The sequence below is a fragment of the Microbacterium sp. 5K110 genome (assembly GCF_005774735.1).
In the GTDB taxonomy this organism is placed as follows: Bacteria; Actinomycetota; Actinomycetes; order Actinomycetales; family Microbacteriaceae; genus Microbacterium.
Genome location: NZ_VBUM01000083.1, coordinates 1 through 16,503, shown reverse-complemented (window position 1 = coordinate 16,503; position 16,503 = coordinate 1). Strand labels below are relative to the sequence as shown.

Genomic DNA, 16,503 nt, shown 5'->3' with positions numbered 1-16,503 from the left:
CCGCACGATCCTGCAGGGCGCGGCCTGGACCATCCCCGCCATCGCCGTCGCCACCGTCGCCCCCGCGGCATCCGCCTCGACCGCCGCCGTTCTCGCCTTCAACCAGGCCAGCTACTCCGGCACCGCCTGCAGCACCATCACCGGCGCCTACGTCACCGTCACCGTCGGCGGCGTCCCCACCGCCGGCCGCTCCGTCACCACGACGTTGAGCGGCGGGTACACGTTCGCGGGCGGATCGACGACGAACACGCAGATCAGCGACGGCAGCGGGCGCGTGAATCTGCCGGAGATCAGCGTTCCTTCCGTGGGGGGCAGCGGGGCGGCATCTGCGATGACGACCGGTAGCCCCGTCACCTCGAGCACGCTATCCGCGCCGGACGTCTGGTCGGCGAAATCTCTGGATCAGGTCAACTACCGATGGACCTTCCCCGGTATCCCCTCCACCGCCGTCCCGCTGCCCGGCGCCTACGTTCTCTTCCTCGACGGGGACAAGATCATCAACATGAACGGTCCGACGACGATCGCCACTGGCGTGACGAACGTCGTGAGCTGGGCCACCAATACCGGCGGATGGGTCGTGAAGTACACGGAGAACGGTGTCGCGAAATCGCTCGACAATACTGGGTACCAGTGGACTTTCAGCGGTATCCCCTCCACCGCCGTCCCGCTGCCCGGCGCCTACGTTCTCTTCCTCGACGGGGACAAGATCATCAACATGAACGGTCCCACGACGATCGCCACCGGCGTAACGAATGTCGTGAGCTGGGCCACCAACTCCGGCGGATGGGTCGTGAAGTACACCGAGAACGGCGTCGCGAAATCGCTCGACAGTACTGGGTATCAGTGGACCTTCACGGGGATTCCGTCGACGGCGGTCCCCCTGCCGGGTGCGTACAGCTACTTCCTCAACGGCACCGACATCATCACCAGTAGCGGCGTGTTCGCCAGCGCGGTCACCAACGTCGTCAGCTGGCCCATCAGCAACGGGGGGTGGATCATCAAATACACCGAGAACGGTGTCGCAAAGTCCTTCGACCAAAACAGCTGGCACTGGACGTTCACAGGAATTCCGTCTACCGCTGTCCCGCTGCCCGGCCCCTACTTTCACTTTTTGGACGGGACGGACCTCATCGATGGCAATGGCGTCGTCGCCAGCAACGTCACCAATGTCGTGAGCTGGCCGACCAACACCGGTGGCTGGATCATCAAGTACACCCAGGTCCCGAGCTGCTAGACCGCATGCAGCCTCCCCTGCAGCGCACACGAAGTGAGTTTCCGTGTGCGCTGCAGGTCCTTGGTTTTACTGCGGCCTCCCCGGCCGTTGACGCGTGCTCACCACTCCCCCTGCACGGAAGAGCTACCGATAGCGGCACGTGCGGATAGAAGAATCAACGGTCCGTCCCCCAGCCGCCGAAGGGCCTCCGCATGACCACGTCCCCCGAGCCGTCTGCCCTCGTCCCTTCGGGTCCGAGCCGCCGAACTGTCCTGGCCGGCGCCGCGTGGACGCTCCCCGCCGTCGCCGCCGCCACCGTCGCGCCCGTGGCATCCGCGTCCACGACGACGACGCTCACCTTCGACCGCGCCATCTACAGCGGCACGGTCTGCACCGACATCACCGGCGCGTCCGTCACGGTCGACGGGGCGGCGGCGAGCGCGGTCGTGACGGTCAGCACCTCCACCGGATACCGCTTCGCGAACGGCGCGAGCACGTTCGTCGGCGTGCCGGACGAGACCGGCCGTGTCCCGCTGCCGGCGATCCGCGCGCAGGTCGGCGGAACCACCGGCACCCTCACCGCCACGACGACGGACGCCACGGCCGTGGCCACCCTCACGGTGCCCGCGAGCACGAACACCCAGAACCTTCGCCGTCGAATGTGGACGAACACGGGCGCCGGCTCCGCCGCGGGCAGCGTCGACATCGCGGCGCCCACCGGCAGCCGCGCGGTCGGAACGCTCGTGACGCTCGACCCCAGCGGCATCCTTCGGCGGGGAAGCTCCACCATCGCGACCGGCGTCACATCGGCGTTCGCCGAGGTGGAGAGAAGCAACTACCTCACCGTCACCTACGTCGATGCGACCGGCATGCACCGCCGCATGTGGACCGACACCGGCGTCGCCTATCCCAGCGCGAAGGTCGACGCCACGGTCCCCGCGAACAGTGTCGCGGTGGGCACGTTCGTCACGCTCGGTCCGGACGGCGTTCTGCGACGGCTGGATGCCACCATCGACAGCGGCGTGACCTCCGCGTTCGCCGAGCTCGACAAGAACAACTACCTCAACGTCACCTACGTCACCGCGACCGGGATGCACCGGCGCATGTGGACCGCCGCGGGCACGGCGTACACGGCGGGCCGTGTCGACGAGACCGTCCCCGGCGACAGCGTCGCCGTCGGGACGCTCCTCACGCTCGGCGCCGACGGCACGCTCCGCAAGGGCGGCAACACGGTCACCACGGGCGTGACCTCGGCCTTCGCCGAACTCGACATGAGCAACTACCTCAACGTCACCTACGTCGACGGCACCGGCATGCACCGCCGCATGTGGACCGACACCGGCGTCGCCTTCCCCACCGGAGACGTGGATGCCACCGTCCCGACCGACAGCATCGCGGTCGGCACGCTCCTGACCCTCGGCGCGGACGGCATCCTGCGCAAGGGGGCGAGCACCGTCGCGGCCGGAGTCACCTCAGCCTTCGCCGAACTCGACAAGGACAACGCCTCGGCGGTCACCTACGTCGACGGGTCGTGTTGAACGACAACTCTTGGTTCGAGTGAAGCCTCTTATAGACCGAGATGTCTTATAGACCGAGATGTCGAGGCCCTCACCGAGTCACCCCAGTAGCTTCTCCAGTCGCGCCTTCAGCGAAGACTCCTGATATCGGGGCGGGCACGCCGCAACATATCGGCGGAGCACCGCGATCTCTTCGTCACGCTGGCCGAGCTTTCGATGCACGATGGCTGCTGCTCGGTGTAAAAGGGTGGTGGCGAGGTCTTCTCCCGCCGCGCCGCACGCTCTGCTCCCTCAATGGCGACGTAGCAAAGCGCAAGTGCTTCGTTCAGCCTGCCCTCGCGCTTGAGCTGTTTGATGGGCTCCACCGCCTGCAAGTAGTGCAACCCGTCGATCGCCCCAGCCTTGAACTGCTCGGCGCGATCGCCTCCTCCTGCCAGCGCTTCGCTCACAAGTCGGTCGCGTTGTCGGTGCCCGGCGCTGCGCTTGGCACCCACGGATAAAGGCGGCCTCTTCTGCTCGGACCACTGCCAGACCGGCGCCCCCCTCACCGAGCCAGCACCATGCCTCGGCACGCAGCCCCTTCTCCAGCAGCTGCGTGAAGATCTGCAGTCGTACGGGTCGAGATCCCTGCGGGGAGAGCTCCAAGGCCTTCGCGACGTGGACCGGAAGGTAGCCGATGCGCTCCGCCTGCGCGAACACGGCGACTGCATGAGGGTCTACCGGGTTGTTCGGCTCACGCTGCAGGGAGCCGACCGCTTCGATGTAGCCCGTGTCGTCGGGGTCACACCGTTGCACAAAGGCCGCGATCGCCTCTCGCCCGATTGTGGTGGTGCCAGAGAGCTTCACGAGATCGGGCACCACGCTGGACCAATCGGAAACCGTCGGGGCGTCCACGTGTTCCGCGGGTGGCCGCTTCGCACCGAAAAGCCGTTGCAAGATCCCCATGCTCGCCATCCTGGCAGGGCGCAGGAGTCGCGGCCCTCGCCACCTGGCATCTCTAGTACTTCCAGGGTCTAGACTATGGCGATGTGGAGCGTCGACCTCGAGCTGATCGAGGATTGGCTGATGTCACTCGACGAGGACTCCTACGAGCAGGTCGTCGCCGCGATCGAGCTTCTCGAGGAGCAGGGACCACAGCTCAGACGTCCGCTCGCAGATTCGATCAAGGGCTCCACGCACAAGAACATGAAAGAGCTCAGACCAGGCTCGTCCGGTCGGAGCGAGCTGCGGGTGCTCTTCGCATTCGATCCTGAACGTAAGGCGATCTTCCTCGTAGCGGGCGACAAAGCGGGCAATTGGAAGGGCTGGTACCGGAGGAACATTCCTCTCGCCGACGCCCGGTTCGACGCGCACCTTGCCAACCTCAAGAAGACCGACCGCAAAGAGAAGAAGGAAGGGTGACTGCAATGACTCTGACTCGTGAGCAGCTTCTCGCGAAGCGTCCCGTCAACCGGGAGCGCGTCGACGCCCACAAGGAACGCATGCTGGGCGAGATCCGGGCCCATCGCCTCCGCGAGCTGCGCGAAGCGATCGGCCTGACGCAAGAGCAATTGGCGGAGCGCATCGGAGTGGGACAGCGGCAGGTGTCGAAGATCGAGCGCGGCGATCTCGACAACGCGAAGATCGGAACGATCCGCAAGTACATCGATGCCGTGGGTGGCGAACTGGTCATTGAATACGTCGCGGGAGATCAGCGGCTCCAAGTCGCCTGAATCTCGCGTCACCCGGCCAGCAAGCGGTTTGGGGCGCATTCCGCGCATTGGGGCGGGCGATTTGCGCCCCAACGCGCGAATCGCGCCCAACCCCCGACAACGCCACCGAACGCGGCTCCCCTCGGCTGCGCCCCCGCAGCGCGCTACCCCAGCGCCGGCGTCCGCGGCGGCACCGTCCGCCGCGGACACAGCGCCTCGAAGGCCGCGGCCATCGACAGCAGCGCCGCGTCGTCGTAGGCGCGGCCCGCGAACGTCAGGCCGCTCGGCATCCCGACGTCCGGCAGCGTCCCCAGCGGAACCGTCACCGTCGGCACGCCGCAGTGGCGGATCGCGAGGTTGCCCGTCGCGACCCACACGCCGTTGCGCCACGCGATGTCCGCCGAGGCGGGATTCACGTCGGCGTCGGCCGGCGCCACGTCGGTGAGCGTCGGGAAGACCACGGCGGCGAAGCCGTTGGCATCCATCCACTCCTCCAGATCGCGGCGCCGGGTCTCCTCCAGACCGCGCACCCCCTCGGCCAGCTCTGGGATCTCGGTGAACGACGCCACAGGGTGCTCGCGTACGTGCGCCGGATACTCGGGGATGTCGTCGTCGAAACCGGTGTACCGGTCGGGCAGCGCGCCCTCGGGGTGCGGGAAGATCGCCGCGCCGTCCACCGACGCCAGGCCGGGGTGACCGTTGGCGCGGAGGAAGTCGTCCCACGCCCACGCCGACAGGTCGACGATCTCGCGGTGCAGGTACTCGTCCGACACCAGACCCCGCGTCCGGATCGTCGATGCACCCGGCCGGTCACCCTCGTAGTTGCTGACGAGCGGGAAGTCGCAATCGACCACGATCGCGCCGGCGGCCTCGAGGTCCGCGCGCGCCGCCGCCCACAGGTCGAGCAGCGACGGCCGCGGCTCGATTCGCTCACCGGTCGGCCCTCCGCCCCCACGGGGGCCGGTGCCCGCGAGCGGATCGTCGCCGACGAACATGCGCGGGATGCCGATGCGCTTGCCCCTCAGCGACGGGCGGCCGGCGAGCGCGGCGAACGACGGCGGCCGCACCTCGTCCACGGACGGCAGCGGAACCCACGGCTGCGCGCGCCAGAAGTCGCCGCGCGTCTCGGGGTCGTCGGCGGCGATCACGTCGAGCACGGCGAGCAGGTCGGCCATCGAGCGGGTGTGCGGCACAACGACGTCCATGGTCGGGACGAGCGGCCAGTTGCCGCGCACCGAGATCATGCCGCGCGACGGCGTGTACGCGCACAGGCCGTTGCAGGCAGCGGGCGCGCGGCCGCTCGACCATGTCTCCTCGCCCAGACCGAAGACGCCGAACGACGCGGCGGTCGCGGTGCCCGACCCGTTCGACGAGCCCGACGCGAACGCCGACGTCAGGAAGTCGGCGTTGTACGGGCTCTCGGCGCGGCCGTACAGCCCACGCTGCATGCCGCCGTTCGCCATCGGGGGCATGTTCGTCAGCCCGAGGCAGATGGCGCCGGCCTCGCGCAGCCGCGCGATCGTGAACGCGTCGTCCGCCGCGACGAGGTCGGCGAACGCCGGGCTTCCGGCGGCGACCGTGAGACCGCGCACCATGTAGCTGTCCTTGGCGGTGTACGGGATGCCGTCGAGCAGCCCCCGAGCCTCACCCGCGGCGCGGCGGGCGTCTGACGCGGCCGCCTCGGCGAGCGCGTCGGGATTGCGCACGACGACGGCGTTGAGCTTCGTCTCGGTGTCGGGGCCGTCGTACGCATCGATGCGCGCGAGGTGCGCCTCGACCAGCTCGACGGCGGTGGTGCGGCGCTCGGCGAGGGCGGCGGCGAGATCGGCGATGGACGCCTCGACCACGTCGATCATGCCGACACCTCCGGCTGCTGCTGGGTGATGCAGTGGATGCCGCCGCCGCGCGCGAACAGCTCGCGGGCGTCGACGGTCACGACCCGGCGGCCCGGGTAGACCTCCTCGAGGATGCCGCGGGCCGTGGCATCCGCTTCCTCTTCACCGAAACCACAGGCGATCACGCCGCCGTTCACGACGAGGTGGTTCACATAGCTCCAGTCCACGTCGCCCTCGGCGTCGCGCACGGTGGCGGGTGCGGGCAGGTCGCGGATCTCGAACGGGCGGCCGGCGGCATCCGTCTGCGTCTCGAGGAAGGCCCGGAGCTCTGCCGAGACCGCGTGGTCGGGGTGGGCGGGATTCTGCTGGTCGTGCAGCAGAACCGTGCCCGGCGACGGCATCGTCGCGACGATGTCGACGTGCCCGCTCGTGCCGAAGTCGCCGTAGTCGCGGGTGAGGCCGCGCGGCAGCCACACGGCGTGCGTGGCGCCGATCGTGCGGAGCATCTCGGCCTCGACGTGCGCGCGGTCGGCGTAGCGGTTGCGCCGCGGATCGAGCTGCACGGTCTCGGTCAGCAGGACGGTGCCCTCACCGTCGACATGGATGCCGCCGCCCTCGTTGACGAGCAGCGACGAGACAAGCTCGGCGCCCGTGGCCTCGGCGATGATCCGGCCGTGGTGCGCGGCCTTCGCCCACACCGCCCAGTCGTGGTCGCCCCATCCGTTGAAGATCCAGTCCACGGCGCCGAGGACGCCCGGCCGTTCGGGGTCGACGACGAATGTCGGACCCGAATCCCGCAGCCAGAACTCGTCCACGGGTGCCTCGACGATCTCGATCCCGTCGCCGAGCATCCGCCGGGCGCGGGTCAGCTCGCTCGGGTCGACGAGCATCGACACCGGCTCGAAGGCGGCGACGGCGTGGGCGACCGAGACCCAGGCGGCGTAGCCCGCCTCGCGCTCGGCATCCGTTTCTCCCAGGGTCGGGCCCTCGCTCGGGAACGCCATCCACGTGCGGGTGTGCGGGGCGGTCTCGCTCGGCATCCGCCAGGTCATCGGTTCTCCTCCGGGGTCGGGGCGGTCATCCCGTCACACCACATCATGGATCGTCGGGGGGAAGACGGGGCGGCCGGCGACGATCGTCTCGGTCACCCGGGTGGTGAGGAGGGATGCCGCGCCCGCGGCGAACGGGTCGGTGTCGATCACCACGAGATCGGCCGCAAAGCCCGGAGCCAGCCGGCCGCGCCAGTCCGCATCTCCGACCGAGGCCGCGGCATCCCGGGTCGCGTGGGCGATCGCGCTCTCGAGGGGCAGGGCGTAGTGCGGGTGGATCGCCGGCACCGACGGATCGAGCGCCGAGGCGCGGGTCGCCGCGACGTACATGTTCGCGAGCGCGCTGTGCGGCGCGGTCGGGGCGTCGGTCGAGAACGCCACGAGCGCACCCGCCTCCTCGTACTCGGGCCACGCGAACGCACGCTCCACGCGCTCGTCGCCGAGCATCGCGGCCCAGTTCGCGAAGATCGCCGGATCAGCGTGCACGGGCTGCAGGGATGCCGTGACCCCGAGCCGCGCCATGCGCTCGGCCGTGCCGGGCGCGGCGTACTCCAGGTGTTCGAGGCGGTGGCGACGGGGGATGTCGCCGTTCGCCTCGATCGCCCGCTCGATCGCGGTCAGCGCGGCGTCGCTCGCCGCGTCGCCGATCGCGTGCATCGCGATCTGGAGCCCCGCGGCGTCGGCGGCCGCGACGATCGGCGCGAGGTCGGCGAGCGGCCAGATCGGATCGGCGTTCGAGCCGTCGGCGTACGGGGCGCCCATCGCCGCGGTGCACGCGTCGATGACGCCGTCGAGGATGAGCTTCACGCCCACGACTCGCAGCCAGGGCGAGGCGGGGCGGGCCGCGAGCTCGACCACACGATCGAGCTGCGCCAGGTTGCGTTCGAGGTCGCCGGTGTTCTCGAGCAGCCAGTGCGCCGACACGCGCAGCGGCAGCTCTCCGCCGTGACGCTCGATGGCCCGCTCGATCGCGGCGAGCGCGTGCTCGTCGAACGCCATGTCGACCACGCCCGTGACGCCGGCGGCGGCGTACGCGGCCAGCACCCGTTCGACGGCCTCGTCGCGCTCGGCATCCGTCATCGAGGCATCGCGCTGACCCCAGGCGTACTGCACCGCCGCCGTCTCGAACAGCATGCCGTTCGGCTCGCCGTCCTCGTCGCGGCCGATCGCCCCGCCGAGCGGATCGGGGGTGTCTCGCGTGATGCCGAGCTCCGCCAGAGCGGCGGTGTTCACCCAGCAGGAATGGTAGTCGTTGGCATCCAGGTACACCGGCACGTCGGCCACGACGGCGTCGATCATCGCTGCCGTCGGAGCTCCGCCCGGCACCGAGTCGAAGAGCCAGCCGCGACCGCGCAGCACGGGGGCGTCGGGGTCGGCGGCGCGCGCCTCGCGCAGCAGCTCCTGGATGTCGTCGAGCGTCCGCGCCTCCGTGAGGGCGACCTGTCCGAGCGACGCACCGAGCATCAGCAGGTGCGTGTGCGCGTCGGTGAAGCCGGGGAGCACGAGCGCGCCGTCGAGGTCGACCGTGACGCCCCCACCGGTCTCGGCGGCGTCGCCGATCGCGACGATGCGCTCCCCCTCGATCGCGACCGCGTGCGTCCACTGCGCGTCGGGAGCGGTGGCGGCCGTGAAGATGCGGCCGCCGCGATAGATCGTGCGGGTCATGCGGCCACCTCCGCCGCCTGACGCTCGACGCGCCGCGAAAGGAGACCGATGATGCCTGCGGGAACGGCCAGCACGAAGCTCGCGATCGCGAGCGTCAGGGTGAAGCCCTGGTAGCCGAGGGCCGCGACGAGGTTGGCACCGATCACGGGCGTCAGCGCCGAGCCGACGAGGTAGGTGGCCAGGAGCGGCCCCGACCAACGCCCGTCGGCGTCGAGGGCGGCCGACGTCGAGATGAAGAAGGCGAAGACCAGGGCGTACGTGGTGTTCCACACGATGAAGACGACGACGAACAGGGTGGGGTCCGAGATGTGGCCCTGGACGATCTTCAGGATGCCGCCGATCACCAGCAGCACGATGAGCGGGATGCCACGACCCAGGCGGTCTCCCACGATCATGAGCGCGATCGAGGCGATGAGGCCGCCCGCCGTGGCACCGGAGAGCGCGATGCCGAGTCCCTCGGGCGTGAGCCCGGTATGATCGGCACCCATGACCCCGGCCATCGCCCACAGCGAGTCCTCGCTCGCGGCCCACAGGGCGAAGACGACGAGCAGCGTGAAGCCCGCGATCGTCACGCTGCGCGAAGGCTTCGCCGCGGTGTGCACGCTTCCGGTGGGCGGAATCTCGAGCGGCACCGCCGCACCGGCCGCAGCCGCGACGTGCACCGGGGCGGCGGGAGCGCCGGGGAGCCACATCACGAGCACGAGAGCGACGAGGCTGAACACCGCCATCGACCCGAACACGTCGATCGGGGCGAGCCCGATCATCGGCACGACCGCGAGGACGACGGTGATGATGCCGCGGTTGGCCAGGCCGTAGAAGCCGGCGACCCGATCGGGGTTGCGGAACGCCGCGATCGCCGCACCCGAGGCGGCGACCGCCCCGCCCGCGCCGACCCCGCCGACGAGGAGGCCGGGGAGCAGCACGGCCGGTACCAGTGCGGCCAGGCCGAAGCCGACGACGGCGAGCAGCAGTCCGACGCGGGCGACCGTACGGCGCGAGCGACCGGCGCACAGCGGCGCGACCGCGAGACCGGTCAGGGCCGTGAGCAGCAGGGCACCGGTGACGAGCCAGCTCGCGGTGAGGACGTCGGCATCCATGCCCTGCTGCACGGCGATGATCATGTACGGCGAGAGGTTGACGCCGAGGTAGCCGGCGATGCCGACGATGAACGTCGAGCTCGCGGTGGGAAGGCGCAGGGGAACGCGGGCGGAGCCGGCGGCGGCGACCGTCGCCGCGTCACGGGTGGTGGAGGACACGAGGGACCTTTCGGAAGGTGCCGGCGGACCGGCGCAGCGGTGTGGGGCCCCGGGCGGATCGTCGTCGATCGCGACCGGATGAGGCCGAGGCTAGAGACCGGGTGTTTCGGTTCTCTCGCCCGTGGTGTTTCAGGGACATTAAACGTTTAAGTTGTCGCGCGCGCAAGACCCCGTTCGGCAGTCGGGTAGCGTCGGCACACGTGACCCCCCGAAAGCCGACGCTCCACGACGTGGCCGCGGCCGCCGGTGTGTCGATCGCGGCGGCATCCTTCGCCCTGCGCGACAAACCGGGGGTCTCGCCCGAGACACGCGACCGGGTCCTCGCCGTCGCGCGCGAGCTGAACTACACCGTCAACGTCCCGGCGCGCAGCCTGCGCACGGCCCGCTACGGCGCCGTCGGCCTCTACCTACCACCCGGGTCGACGCGACTGCCGTACTACACCGAGTTCGCCTTCGGCGTGGTGGATGCCGCCGACCGCCTCGGACTCTCGGTCATCCTGCTCCCCCACCGGGACTCCGACGACGAAACCGCCTCCACGGCCTTCGTCGACGGGTACGTCGTCGTCGATGCCACGACGGAGGATGCCGGCATCCGGGCGATCCTCGACACCGGACGCCCCGTCGTCAGCGGCGAGCACGTGCTCGGCGGCGACGACCGGGTGAGCGCGAGCGTCGTCTCCGACCATGCGAGCGCGATGACCCGCCTGCTCGACCACCTCGCCGCGGCCGGTGCGCAGCAGATCGGTGCAGTGCTGCCGCCCGACGGCACGGCCTGGAGCCGCGACATCGACCGCGCGTACACCGCGTGGGTCGCCGGGCACGACGGCATCCCGATCTCACGGCGCATCGCGTTCGTCCCCACCGCCGACGAGGTCGCCGCCGCCGTCGACGACGTGCTCGCCACCGAAGACGTCGACGCCCTCGTCGTCGTGCCGAGCGGTTCGGCGGCTCCCGCTCTCGACTCCGCCGCCCGCGCCGGACGCCGCGTCGGCGACGACCTGCTGCTCGCCGCCTACGTGGACGAGCCGATGCACGCCCTGCTCACCCCGAGCGTGACGTCGTTCGACCTCGAGCCCCGCGACTTCGGTGCAGCCTGCGTCGCACTGCTGGCGGAGGTGTGGGATGCCGACGGCCCCGCCGACCGCGTCCGGGTGACCGAGCCGCGGCTCGTCGTGCGGGCGAGCACGTCGCGCGGCTGACGCCGGGTCGGGTGGCCGCGTCCGGGTCGCCGCCGCGTCCGGGTCGCCGCCGCGTCCGGGTCGCCGCCGCGTCCGGGTCGCCGCCGCGTCCGGGTCGGGCAGGATCGCCGAGACTGCATCCTCCTGACAAGTCCATTGCAGCCTGCAGTGGGTTTGTCAGGCAGATGCAGTCTCGGCGTCTTGGGACCGCCCGGGGACGGCACGGAGGCACGGACGGCGGCGCGCGGACGGCGGAGGGGAGGCGCGGAGCGGGAGCGCGAGCGCGGCGCGACCTAGAGTGAACAGCGTGCAGGTGAGGTTCTTCGGCGGCCTCTCCGTGTCGTCGGACGCGGGGGAGGCGGCGGTCCCCGGACGCGGGCAGCAGGCGCTGCTGCTGCGCCTCGCCGTGGACGCCGGAACCACCGTCGGGTACCGCGCGCTGACCGACGACGTCTGGCCGTCGGACGCCCCCGAGGATCCCCGCGCCGCATTGCAATCGCTCGCGTCGCGCCTGCGCCGGGCCCTGCCGCCGGCGACGCTGTCGTCGACGCCGGGCGGGTACCGGCTCGAACTCCCGCGCGACGACATCGACGTGACCCGATTCCAGGATGCCGTGGCCGCCGCCCGCGCCACCGGCGATACCGCGGAGGCGGCACGGCTCGCGCGCGACGCTCTGTCGTTGTGGGTCGGCGACCCCTGGACACCGCACGAGGGCTTCGACTGGCTCGTGCGCGACCTCTGGGAGGACCGCGGCCACGCCGAGCGGCTCGCCGCCTCCCTCACCCCGGCCGCATCCGTCGCCCCGTCCGCCGTCACAGCCCCTGCGGTTCCGGCCCCTGCGGTTCCGGCCCCCATCGCCGAACTCGTCGGGCGGACGAGCGAGCTGGACGCGATCCGCGAGCGCCTCGCGACGGACCGGCTGGTGACCCTGATCGGCCCCGGCGGTGCAGGCAAGACCACGCTCGCCCTCGAGACCGTGCGGGGCGCCCCCGATGCCCTGATCGTCGAGCTCGCCCCGGCCGCGCCGGGCGAGGTGTGGGCAGCCCTCGCGGGCGCCGTCGGACACGGCATCCGCCTGAACGAGACCACCGCCGCCCCGCCGGCGACCCCCCGCGAGCGCGTCCTCGACGCCGTCGCCGGCCGCGACGTCGTCGTGCTGCTCGACAACTGCGAGCACGTGATCCTCGAAGCCGCCGAGGTCGCCCATGCCCTCCTGCTCAGCACGCCCGGGTTGCGGATCCTCGCGACGAGCCGTGAACCCCTCGGCGTCGTCGGTGAGGCGTTCGTCGATCTCGGCCCCCTGCCCGCTCTCGACGCAGACGAGCTCTTCGCGCGGCGGGTGCGGTCTGCCCGGGGGACCCCGCCGTCCCCCGACGAGCAGTCCACGGCCGAGAGCATCGTCCGGCGCCTCGACGGCCTCCCCCTCGCGATCGAGCTCGCCGCCGCGCGCGCTCGGACCCTCACCCTCGAAGAGATCGACACCGGCCTCACCGACCGCTTCGCTCTTCTGGCGCACGGTCCTCGCCTGAGCCCCGACCGGCATCGAACGCTGCGGGCGCTGATCGACTGGAGCTGGGACACCCTCACCGATGCCGAGCGGGTGGCCCTCCGGGCCGCGTCGGTGTTCCCCGACGGGATCGGCAGCGCGGATGCCTCCGCCATCGCGACGGCGTTCGACGTGGATGCCACCGTGTTCGACGCCCTCGTCGACCGGTCGCTGCTCGTCCGAAGGGACGGCCGCTTCCGGCTGCTCGAGACGGTGCGCGAGTACGGGCTCGACCGGCTGCGCGCCGAGGGAGCCGAGACCGCGTTCCGCGAGCGCGCGGCCGACGTGCTCACGACTCTCGCGGCGGAGCACGAGAGCACGATGCGCGGGCCGGGACTGCGCGCCGGGCTGGAGTGGTTCGACGCCAACGAGGAGAACCTGTCGTCGGCGCTGCGCACGCGTTCGGTCGGTCAGGACCGACGCGCGGGTCGGCGCCTGCTGCGGGCGCTGCTGTGGGCCTGGGCGGTGCGCGAACGCGTCGAGGAGCTGCGCCCGGCTCTCGCGGTGTTCGCCGACCCGCACGGGCCGCTCGACGACGAGCCGGGTGTGGTGATCGAGGCACTGGTGCTGTTCTCGGCCTCGTTCCCCGGGCCCGGGGTCGTGGCGCGGACCGATCCCGCGGCCTTCGCCGCGCGTCGCCTCGAGGTGGAGGCCGCCGCCCTCCGGCATCCGTCCGAGGTGAGCGTGCTCGTTGCTCCCCTGCTGCGTCTGGCCGAAACGATCCTCGAGGCCGACGGCGCCGGGCGCACGTGGCACGTCGATGTCGCCGACACCGAGATCGAGGCCGCCCCGATGTGGTCGAGAGCGACCCTGCGGGTGCTGCGGGCCGGCGCCGCGGCGAACGCCGGCGACACGACCGCGCTCGGGAGCGAGAGCGAGCGGGCCCTCCGCATGTTCACCGAGGTGGGCGACCCCTGGGGCATCGGGATCGCGAGCCAGCTCCGGGCGGAGTGGCTCATGCTCGCCGGCCGCCTCGACGAGGCGCTCGAGGTGACTGACCGGGCCCTTGACGTCGTCGCGGGCCTGTCGTCGGTGTCCGACCTGCTGCAGCAGCGGACCCAGGCCGTCGGCATCCTGCTCCGGCTGGGCCGACTCGACGAGGCACGCGCCCGCACCGCCGACATCGGGTCGGTCGCCGCCGCCGACGGTTCCGTCCGCGCCGTGATCCAGGCGCGCATGGCCGCGACACAGGTGGAGATCGCCGCGGGCGACGGAGCGGCCGCGCTGGCCCACGCCGACCGAATCAGCCCGGAGCCCGGGTTCCCCGAACAGATCACGGCCTGGGCGGGAGCGCAACGCGCGGAGGCGCTGCTGCTGCTCGGCCGTCGCGACGACGCCCGGGCCGCACTGCGCGAAGCCCTGCCCCTCGCCGTGCGCTCGCGCGACCATCCGATCGTCGCTTCCGTGCTCGTCGCCGTCGCGGGGTGGAACGTCGCCGCGGGCCGACCCGAGGTCGCTCGCGAGGCGCTCGCCCGAGCCGAGGCCGTCCGCGGTGCCGCCGACGAGCGCGAGCCCTTCCGACGCTGGGTGGAGGAACGCCTCAGCGCGGATGCCGGAGGAGTTCCGGCATCCGCGCCCGGCATCCCGCCCGCCGCGCTGGGCGAGGTGGATGCCGACGTGCTCGCGGGCCTGCTCGATTAAGCCTTCCGCATGTAGGCGCGGACGGTGAGCGGGGCGAAGACCGCCACGATCACGGCTGCCCCGACGAGCGAGATGGCGGCGTCCGCGCCGAGCGTCCCCGCGTTGACGAGGTCGCGCACCGCCGTGACCAGGTGCGAGACCGGGTTGACGTCGACGAACCATTGCAGCCACGAGGGCATCGTGTTCGCGGGGACGAACGCGTTCGAGAGGAACGTGAGCGGGAACAGGATGAGCATCGAGACTCCCTGCACGCTCGAGGCGGAACGGGCGATGACCCCGAAGAAGGCGAAGATCCAGCTGATCGCCCACGAGCACACGATGACGAGCAGTCCCGCCACGATGACGGCACTGAGGCCGCCCTCGGGCCGGAAGCCCATGATGAACCCCATCGCGAAGGTCAGGGTCGTGGCGATCGCGTACCGGACGGTGTCGGCGAGCAGCGCCCCCGACAGCGGCGCGATGCGGGCGATCGGCAGCGACCGGAACCGGTCGAACACGCCCTTGTCCATGTCTTCGCGCAACTGCACGCCCGTGACGACGGAAGTCGTGATCACGGTCTGGACCAGGATGCCGGGGATGATGATCGGCAAGTAGCTCTGCACGTCGCCGGCGATCGCGCCGCCGAAGATGTACGTGAACATCAGCGTGAACAGGATCGGCTGCACCGTGACGTCGATGAGCTGCTCGGGAGTCCGACGGATCTTCAGCAGACCGCGGCCCGCCATCGTGAAAGTGTTGCGGAGCGTCAGTCCGAGTCCCGCGGTGCGGGGCAGGTCACGGGGAACGGTGATGGCGGTCATGCGCGGACTCCTTCCAGGTCGGCGGCGCTTGCGCGCGCCGCGTCGTCATCAGCCGGCACTCCGGTGCCGGTCAGGGTGAGGAACACCTCGTCGAGGGTGGGCTGCTGCACGCTGAACTCGCTCAAGTGCACGCCCGCGTCGCGGAACGCGACGAGCAGATCGGTGACCTGGTCGGGGTCGGACATCGGCACGGTGAGGCGCGCCGCCTCCGGAGACACGATGGCCGTGGCATCCAGGACCCGGCCGATCGTCGCACGGGCGGTATCGAGGTCGGAGCCCGGCTTCAGGCGCAGCACGAGCGAGGCCTGACCGACGGATGCCTTGAGCTCGAGCGCCGTGCCCTCGGCGACGACGCGTCCGCGGTCGATCACGGCGATGCGGTCGGCGAGCTGGTCGGCCTCGTCGAGGTACTGCGTCGTGAGCACGACCGTGGAGCCGGTCGCGACGAGACGTCGGATCGTGTCCCACATCTGCCCGCGGGTGCGGGGGTCGAGGCCGGTCGTCGGCTCGTCGAGGAAGATGAGCGGCGGCTGGGCGATGAGGGATGCCGCGAGGTCGAGGCGACGACGCATGCCGCCGGAGAACTTCGCGAGCGGCCGGGAGGCGGCCTCGGTCAGGCCGAACTCCTCCAGCAGGTCCGTCGCCTTGCGGCGGGCGTCGGCGCGCGAGAGCCCGAGGAGCCGGCCGAAGATCATGAGGTTCTCGGTGGCCGAGAGCTTCTCATCGACGGACGCGAACTGCCCCGTCAGGCCGATGAGCTGTCGGACGACGTGCGCTTCCTTGACGACGTCGTGGCCGAAGATCTCGGCCCGTCCGCCGTCGGGACGGAGCAGCGTCGTGAGCATGCTGATGGTGGTGGTCTTACCGGCACCGTTGGGGCCGAGAACGCCGTAGACGGTCCCGGCTTCGACGACGAGATCGACGCCGTCGACGGCCCTGTTCGAGCCGAACGTCTTGACGAGCCCTTCGGCTCGCACCGCGGGAACGCGGGAGGTTGGAGTGGTCATGACGACAGGATGCGCCGAGGGTGCTGTCGCGCCGCTGTCACGGCGGGGTGGGTACTGTCACGGCGCTGTCACGCGGTGGGCGGCCGCGGTGCTGAGGTGGGCGGC

General features: G+C 71.1%; 12 protein-coding genes and 2 pseudogenes. 6 read left to right on the top strand and 8 right to left on the bottom strand.

What is annotated here, in order from left to right; genetic code table 11:
- Together FE256_RS18250 and FE256_RS14860 are read left to right on the top strand one after the other, a co-directional pair.
- Positions 1-1,234 (top strand): annotated as a pseudogene (locus FE256_RS18250) (hypothetical protein); the annotation flags it as partial.
- Positions 1,235-1,425: 191 nt separating this feature from the next.
- Positions 1,426-2,751, top strand: coding sequence for a hypothetical protein (locus FE256_RS14860; RefSeq protein WP_138177165.1), 1,326 nt, complete (start codon positions 1,426-1,428; stop codon positions 2,749-2,751).
- Between the two features lie 107 nt (positions 2,752-2,858).
- Here FE256_RS14860 and FE256_RS14855 read toward each other — a convergent pair whose 3' ends face one another.
- Together FE256_RS14855 and FE256_RS18685 are read right to left on the bottom strand one after the other, a co-directional pair.
- A complete protein-coding gene (locus FE256_RS14855) occupies positions 2,859-3,179 on the bottom strand; it encodes a hypothetical protein (protein WP_138177162.1) in 321 nt (106 codons plus the stop codon).
- Positions 3,180-3,384: 205 nt separating this feature from the next.
- Positions 3,385-3,675, bottom strand: a pseudogene (locus tag FE256_RS18685) (hypothetical protein); the annotation flags it as partial.
- Positions 3,676-3,756: 81 nt separating this feature from the next.
- Here FE256_RS18685 and FE256_RS14850 point away from each other — a divergent pair.
- Positions 3,757-4,131: a type II toxin-antitoxin system RelE/ParE family toxin gene (locus FE256_RS14850; RefSeq protein ID WP_138177168.1), complete on the top strand. Its 375-nt coding sequence runs from the start codon at positions 3,757-3,759 to the stop codon at positions 4,129-4,131.
- 5 nt (positions 4,132-4,136) lie between these two features.
- Positions 4,137-4,442, top strand: a complete 306-nt coding sequence (locus FE256_RS14845; RefSeq protein WP_138177159.1) for a helix-turn-helix domain-containing protein — start codon at positions 4,137-4,139, stop codon at positions 4,440-4,442.
- Positions 4,443-4,585: 143 nt separating this feature from the next.
- On the opposite strand, the gene FE256_RS14840 is transcribed toward FE256_RS14845, so the two are convergent.
- The 4 genes from FE256_RS14840 to FE256_RS14825 are packed head-to-tail and all read right to left on the bottom strand — an operon-like array spanning position 4,586 to position 10,226.
- Positions 4,586-6,277 carry an amidase gene (locus tag FE256_RS14840; protein WP_138177156.1) on the bottom strand — a complete coding sequence of 564 codons (1,692 nt, stop codon included), beginning with the start codon at positions 6,275-6,277 and terminating at the stop codon, positions 4,586-4,588.
- The gene (locus FE256_RS14835; RefSeq protein WP_138177153.1) at positions 6,274-7,308 is read right to left on the bottom strand and encodes an agmatine deiminase family protein; all 1,035 of its coding nucleotides are present in this window, start codon (positions 7,306-7,308) and stop codon (positions 6,274-6,276) included. The genes FE256_RS14840 and FE256_RS14835 overlap by 4 nt, the downstream gene beginning before the upstream one ends.
- Positions 7,309-7,341: 33 nt before the next feature.
- Entirely contained in the window at positions 7,342-8,970 is a 1,629-nt protein-coding gene (locus tag FE256_RS14830; protein ID WP_138177151.1) for an amidohydrolase, read from the bottom strand.
- Positions 8,967-10,226: an MFS transporter gene (locus tag FE256_RS14825; RefSeq protein ID WP_138177148.1), complete on the bottom strand. Its 1,260-nt coding sequence runs from the start codon at positions 10,224-10,226 to the stop codon at positions 8,967-8,969. Before FE256_RS14825 ends, FE256_RS14830 begins: the two co-directional genes overlap by 4 nt.
- Before the next feature lie 200 nt (positions 10,227-10,426).
- Between FE256_RS14825 and FE256_RS14820 the strand changes: the two genes are divergently transcribed.
- Together FE256_RS14820 and FE256_RS14815 are read left to right on the top strand one after the other, a co-directional pair.
- Complete coding sequence (locus tag FE256_RS14820; protein WP_171024362.1) at positions 10,427-11,425, top strand: LacI family DNA-binding transcriptional regulator; 999 nt, start codon at positions 10,427-10,429, stop codon at positions 11,423-11,425.
- 286 nt (positions 11,426-11,711) lie between these two features.
- Entirely contained in the window at positions 11,712-14,591 is a 2,880-nt protein-coding gene (locus tag FE256_RS14815) for an ATP-binding protein (RefSeq protein WP_138177142.1), read from the top strand.
- Here FE256_RS14815 and FE256_RS14810 read toward each other — a convergent pair.
- Both FE256_RS14810 and FE256_RS14805 read right to left on the bottom strand, forming a co-directional pair.
- Complete coding sequence (locus FE256_RS14810) at positions 14,588-15,391, bottom strand: ABC transporter permease (RefSeq protein ID WP_138177139.1); 804 nt, start codon at positions 15,389-15,391, stop codon at positions 14,588-14,590. The genes FE256_RS14815 and FE256_RS14810 overlap by 4 nt on opposite strands.
- Complete coding sequence (locus FE256_RS14805; RefSeq protein ID WP_138177137.1) at positions 15,388-16,398, bottom strand: ATP-binding cassette domain-containing protein; 1,011 nt, start codon at positions 16,396-16,398, stop codon at positions 15,388-15,390. The genes FE256_RS14810 and FE256_RS14805 overlap by 4 nt, the downstream gene beginning before the upstream one ends.
- Positions 16,399-16,503: the final 105 nt, after the last annotated feature.

Coding starts and splice junctions, on each gene's coding strand:
- FE256_RS14860 (WP_138177165.1), top strand. CDS start 1,426: ATGACCACGTCCCCCGAGCCGTCTGCCCTCGTCCCTTCGGGTCCGAGC.
- FE256_RS14850 (WP_138177168.1), top strand. CDS start 3,757: ATGTGGAGCGTCGACCTCGAGCTGATCGAGGATTGGCTGATGTCACTC.
- FE256_RS14845 (WP_138177159.1), top strand. CDS start 4,137: ATGACTCTGACTCGTGAGCAGCTTCTCGCGAAGCGTCCCGTCAACCGG.
- FE256_RS14840 (WP_138177156.1), bottom strand. CDS start 6,277: ATGATCGACGTGGTCGAGGCGTCCATCGCCGATCTCGCCGCCGCCCTC.
- FE256_RS14835 (WP_138177153.1), bottom strand. CDS start 7,308: ATGACCTGGCGGATGCCGAGCGAGACCGCCCCGCACACCCGCACGTGG.
- FE256_RS14830 (WP_138177151.1), bottom strand. CDS start 8,970: ATGACCCGCACGATCTATCGCGGCGGCCGCATCTTCACGGCCGCCACC.
- FE256_RS14810 (WP_138177139.1), bottom strand. CDS start 15,391: ATGACCGCCATCACCGTTCCCCGTGACCTGCCCCGCACCGCGGGACTC.
- FE256_RS14805 (WP_138177137.1), bottom strand. CDS start 16,398: ATGACCACTCCAACCTCCCGCGTTCCCGCGGTGCGAGCCGAAGGGCTC.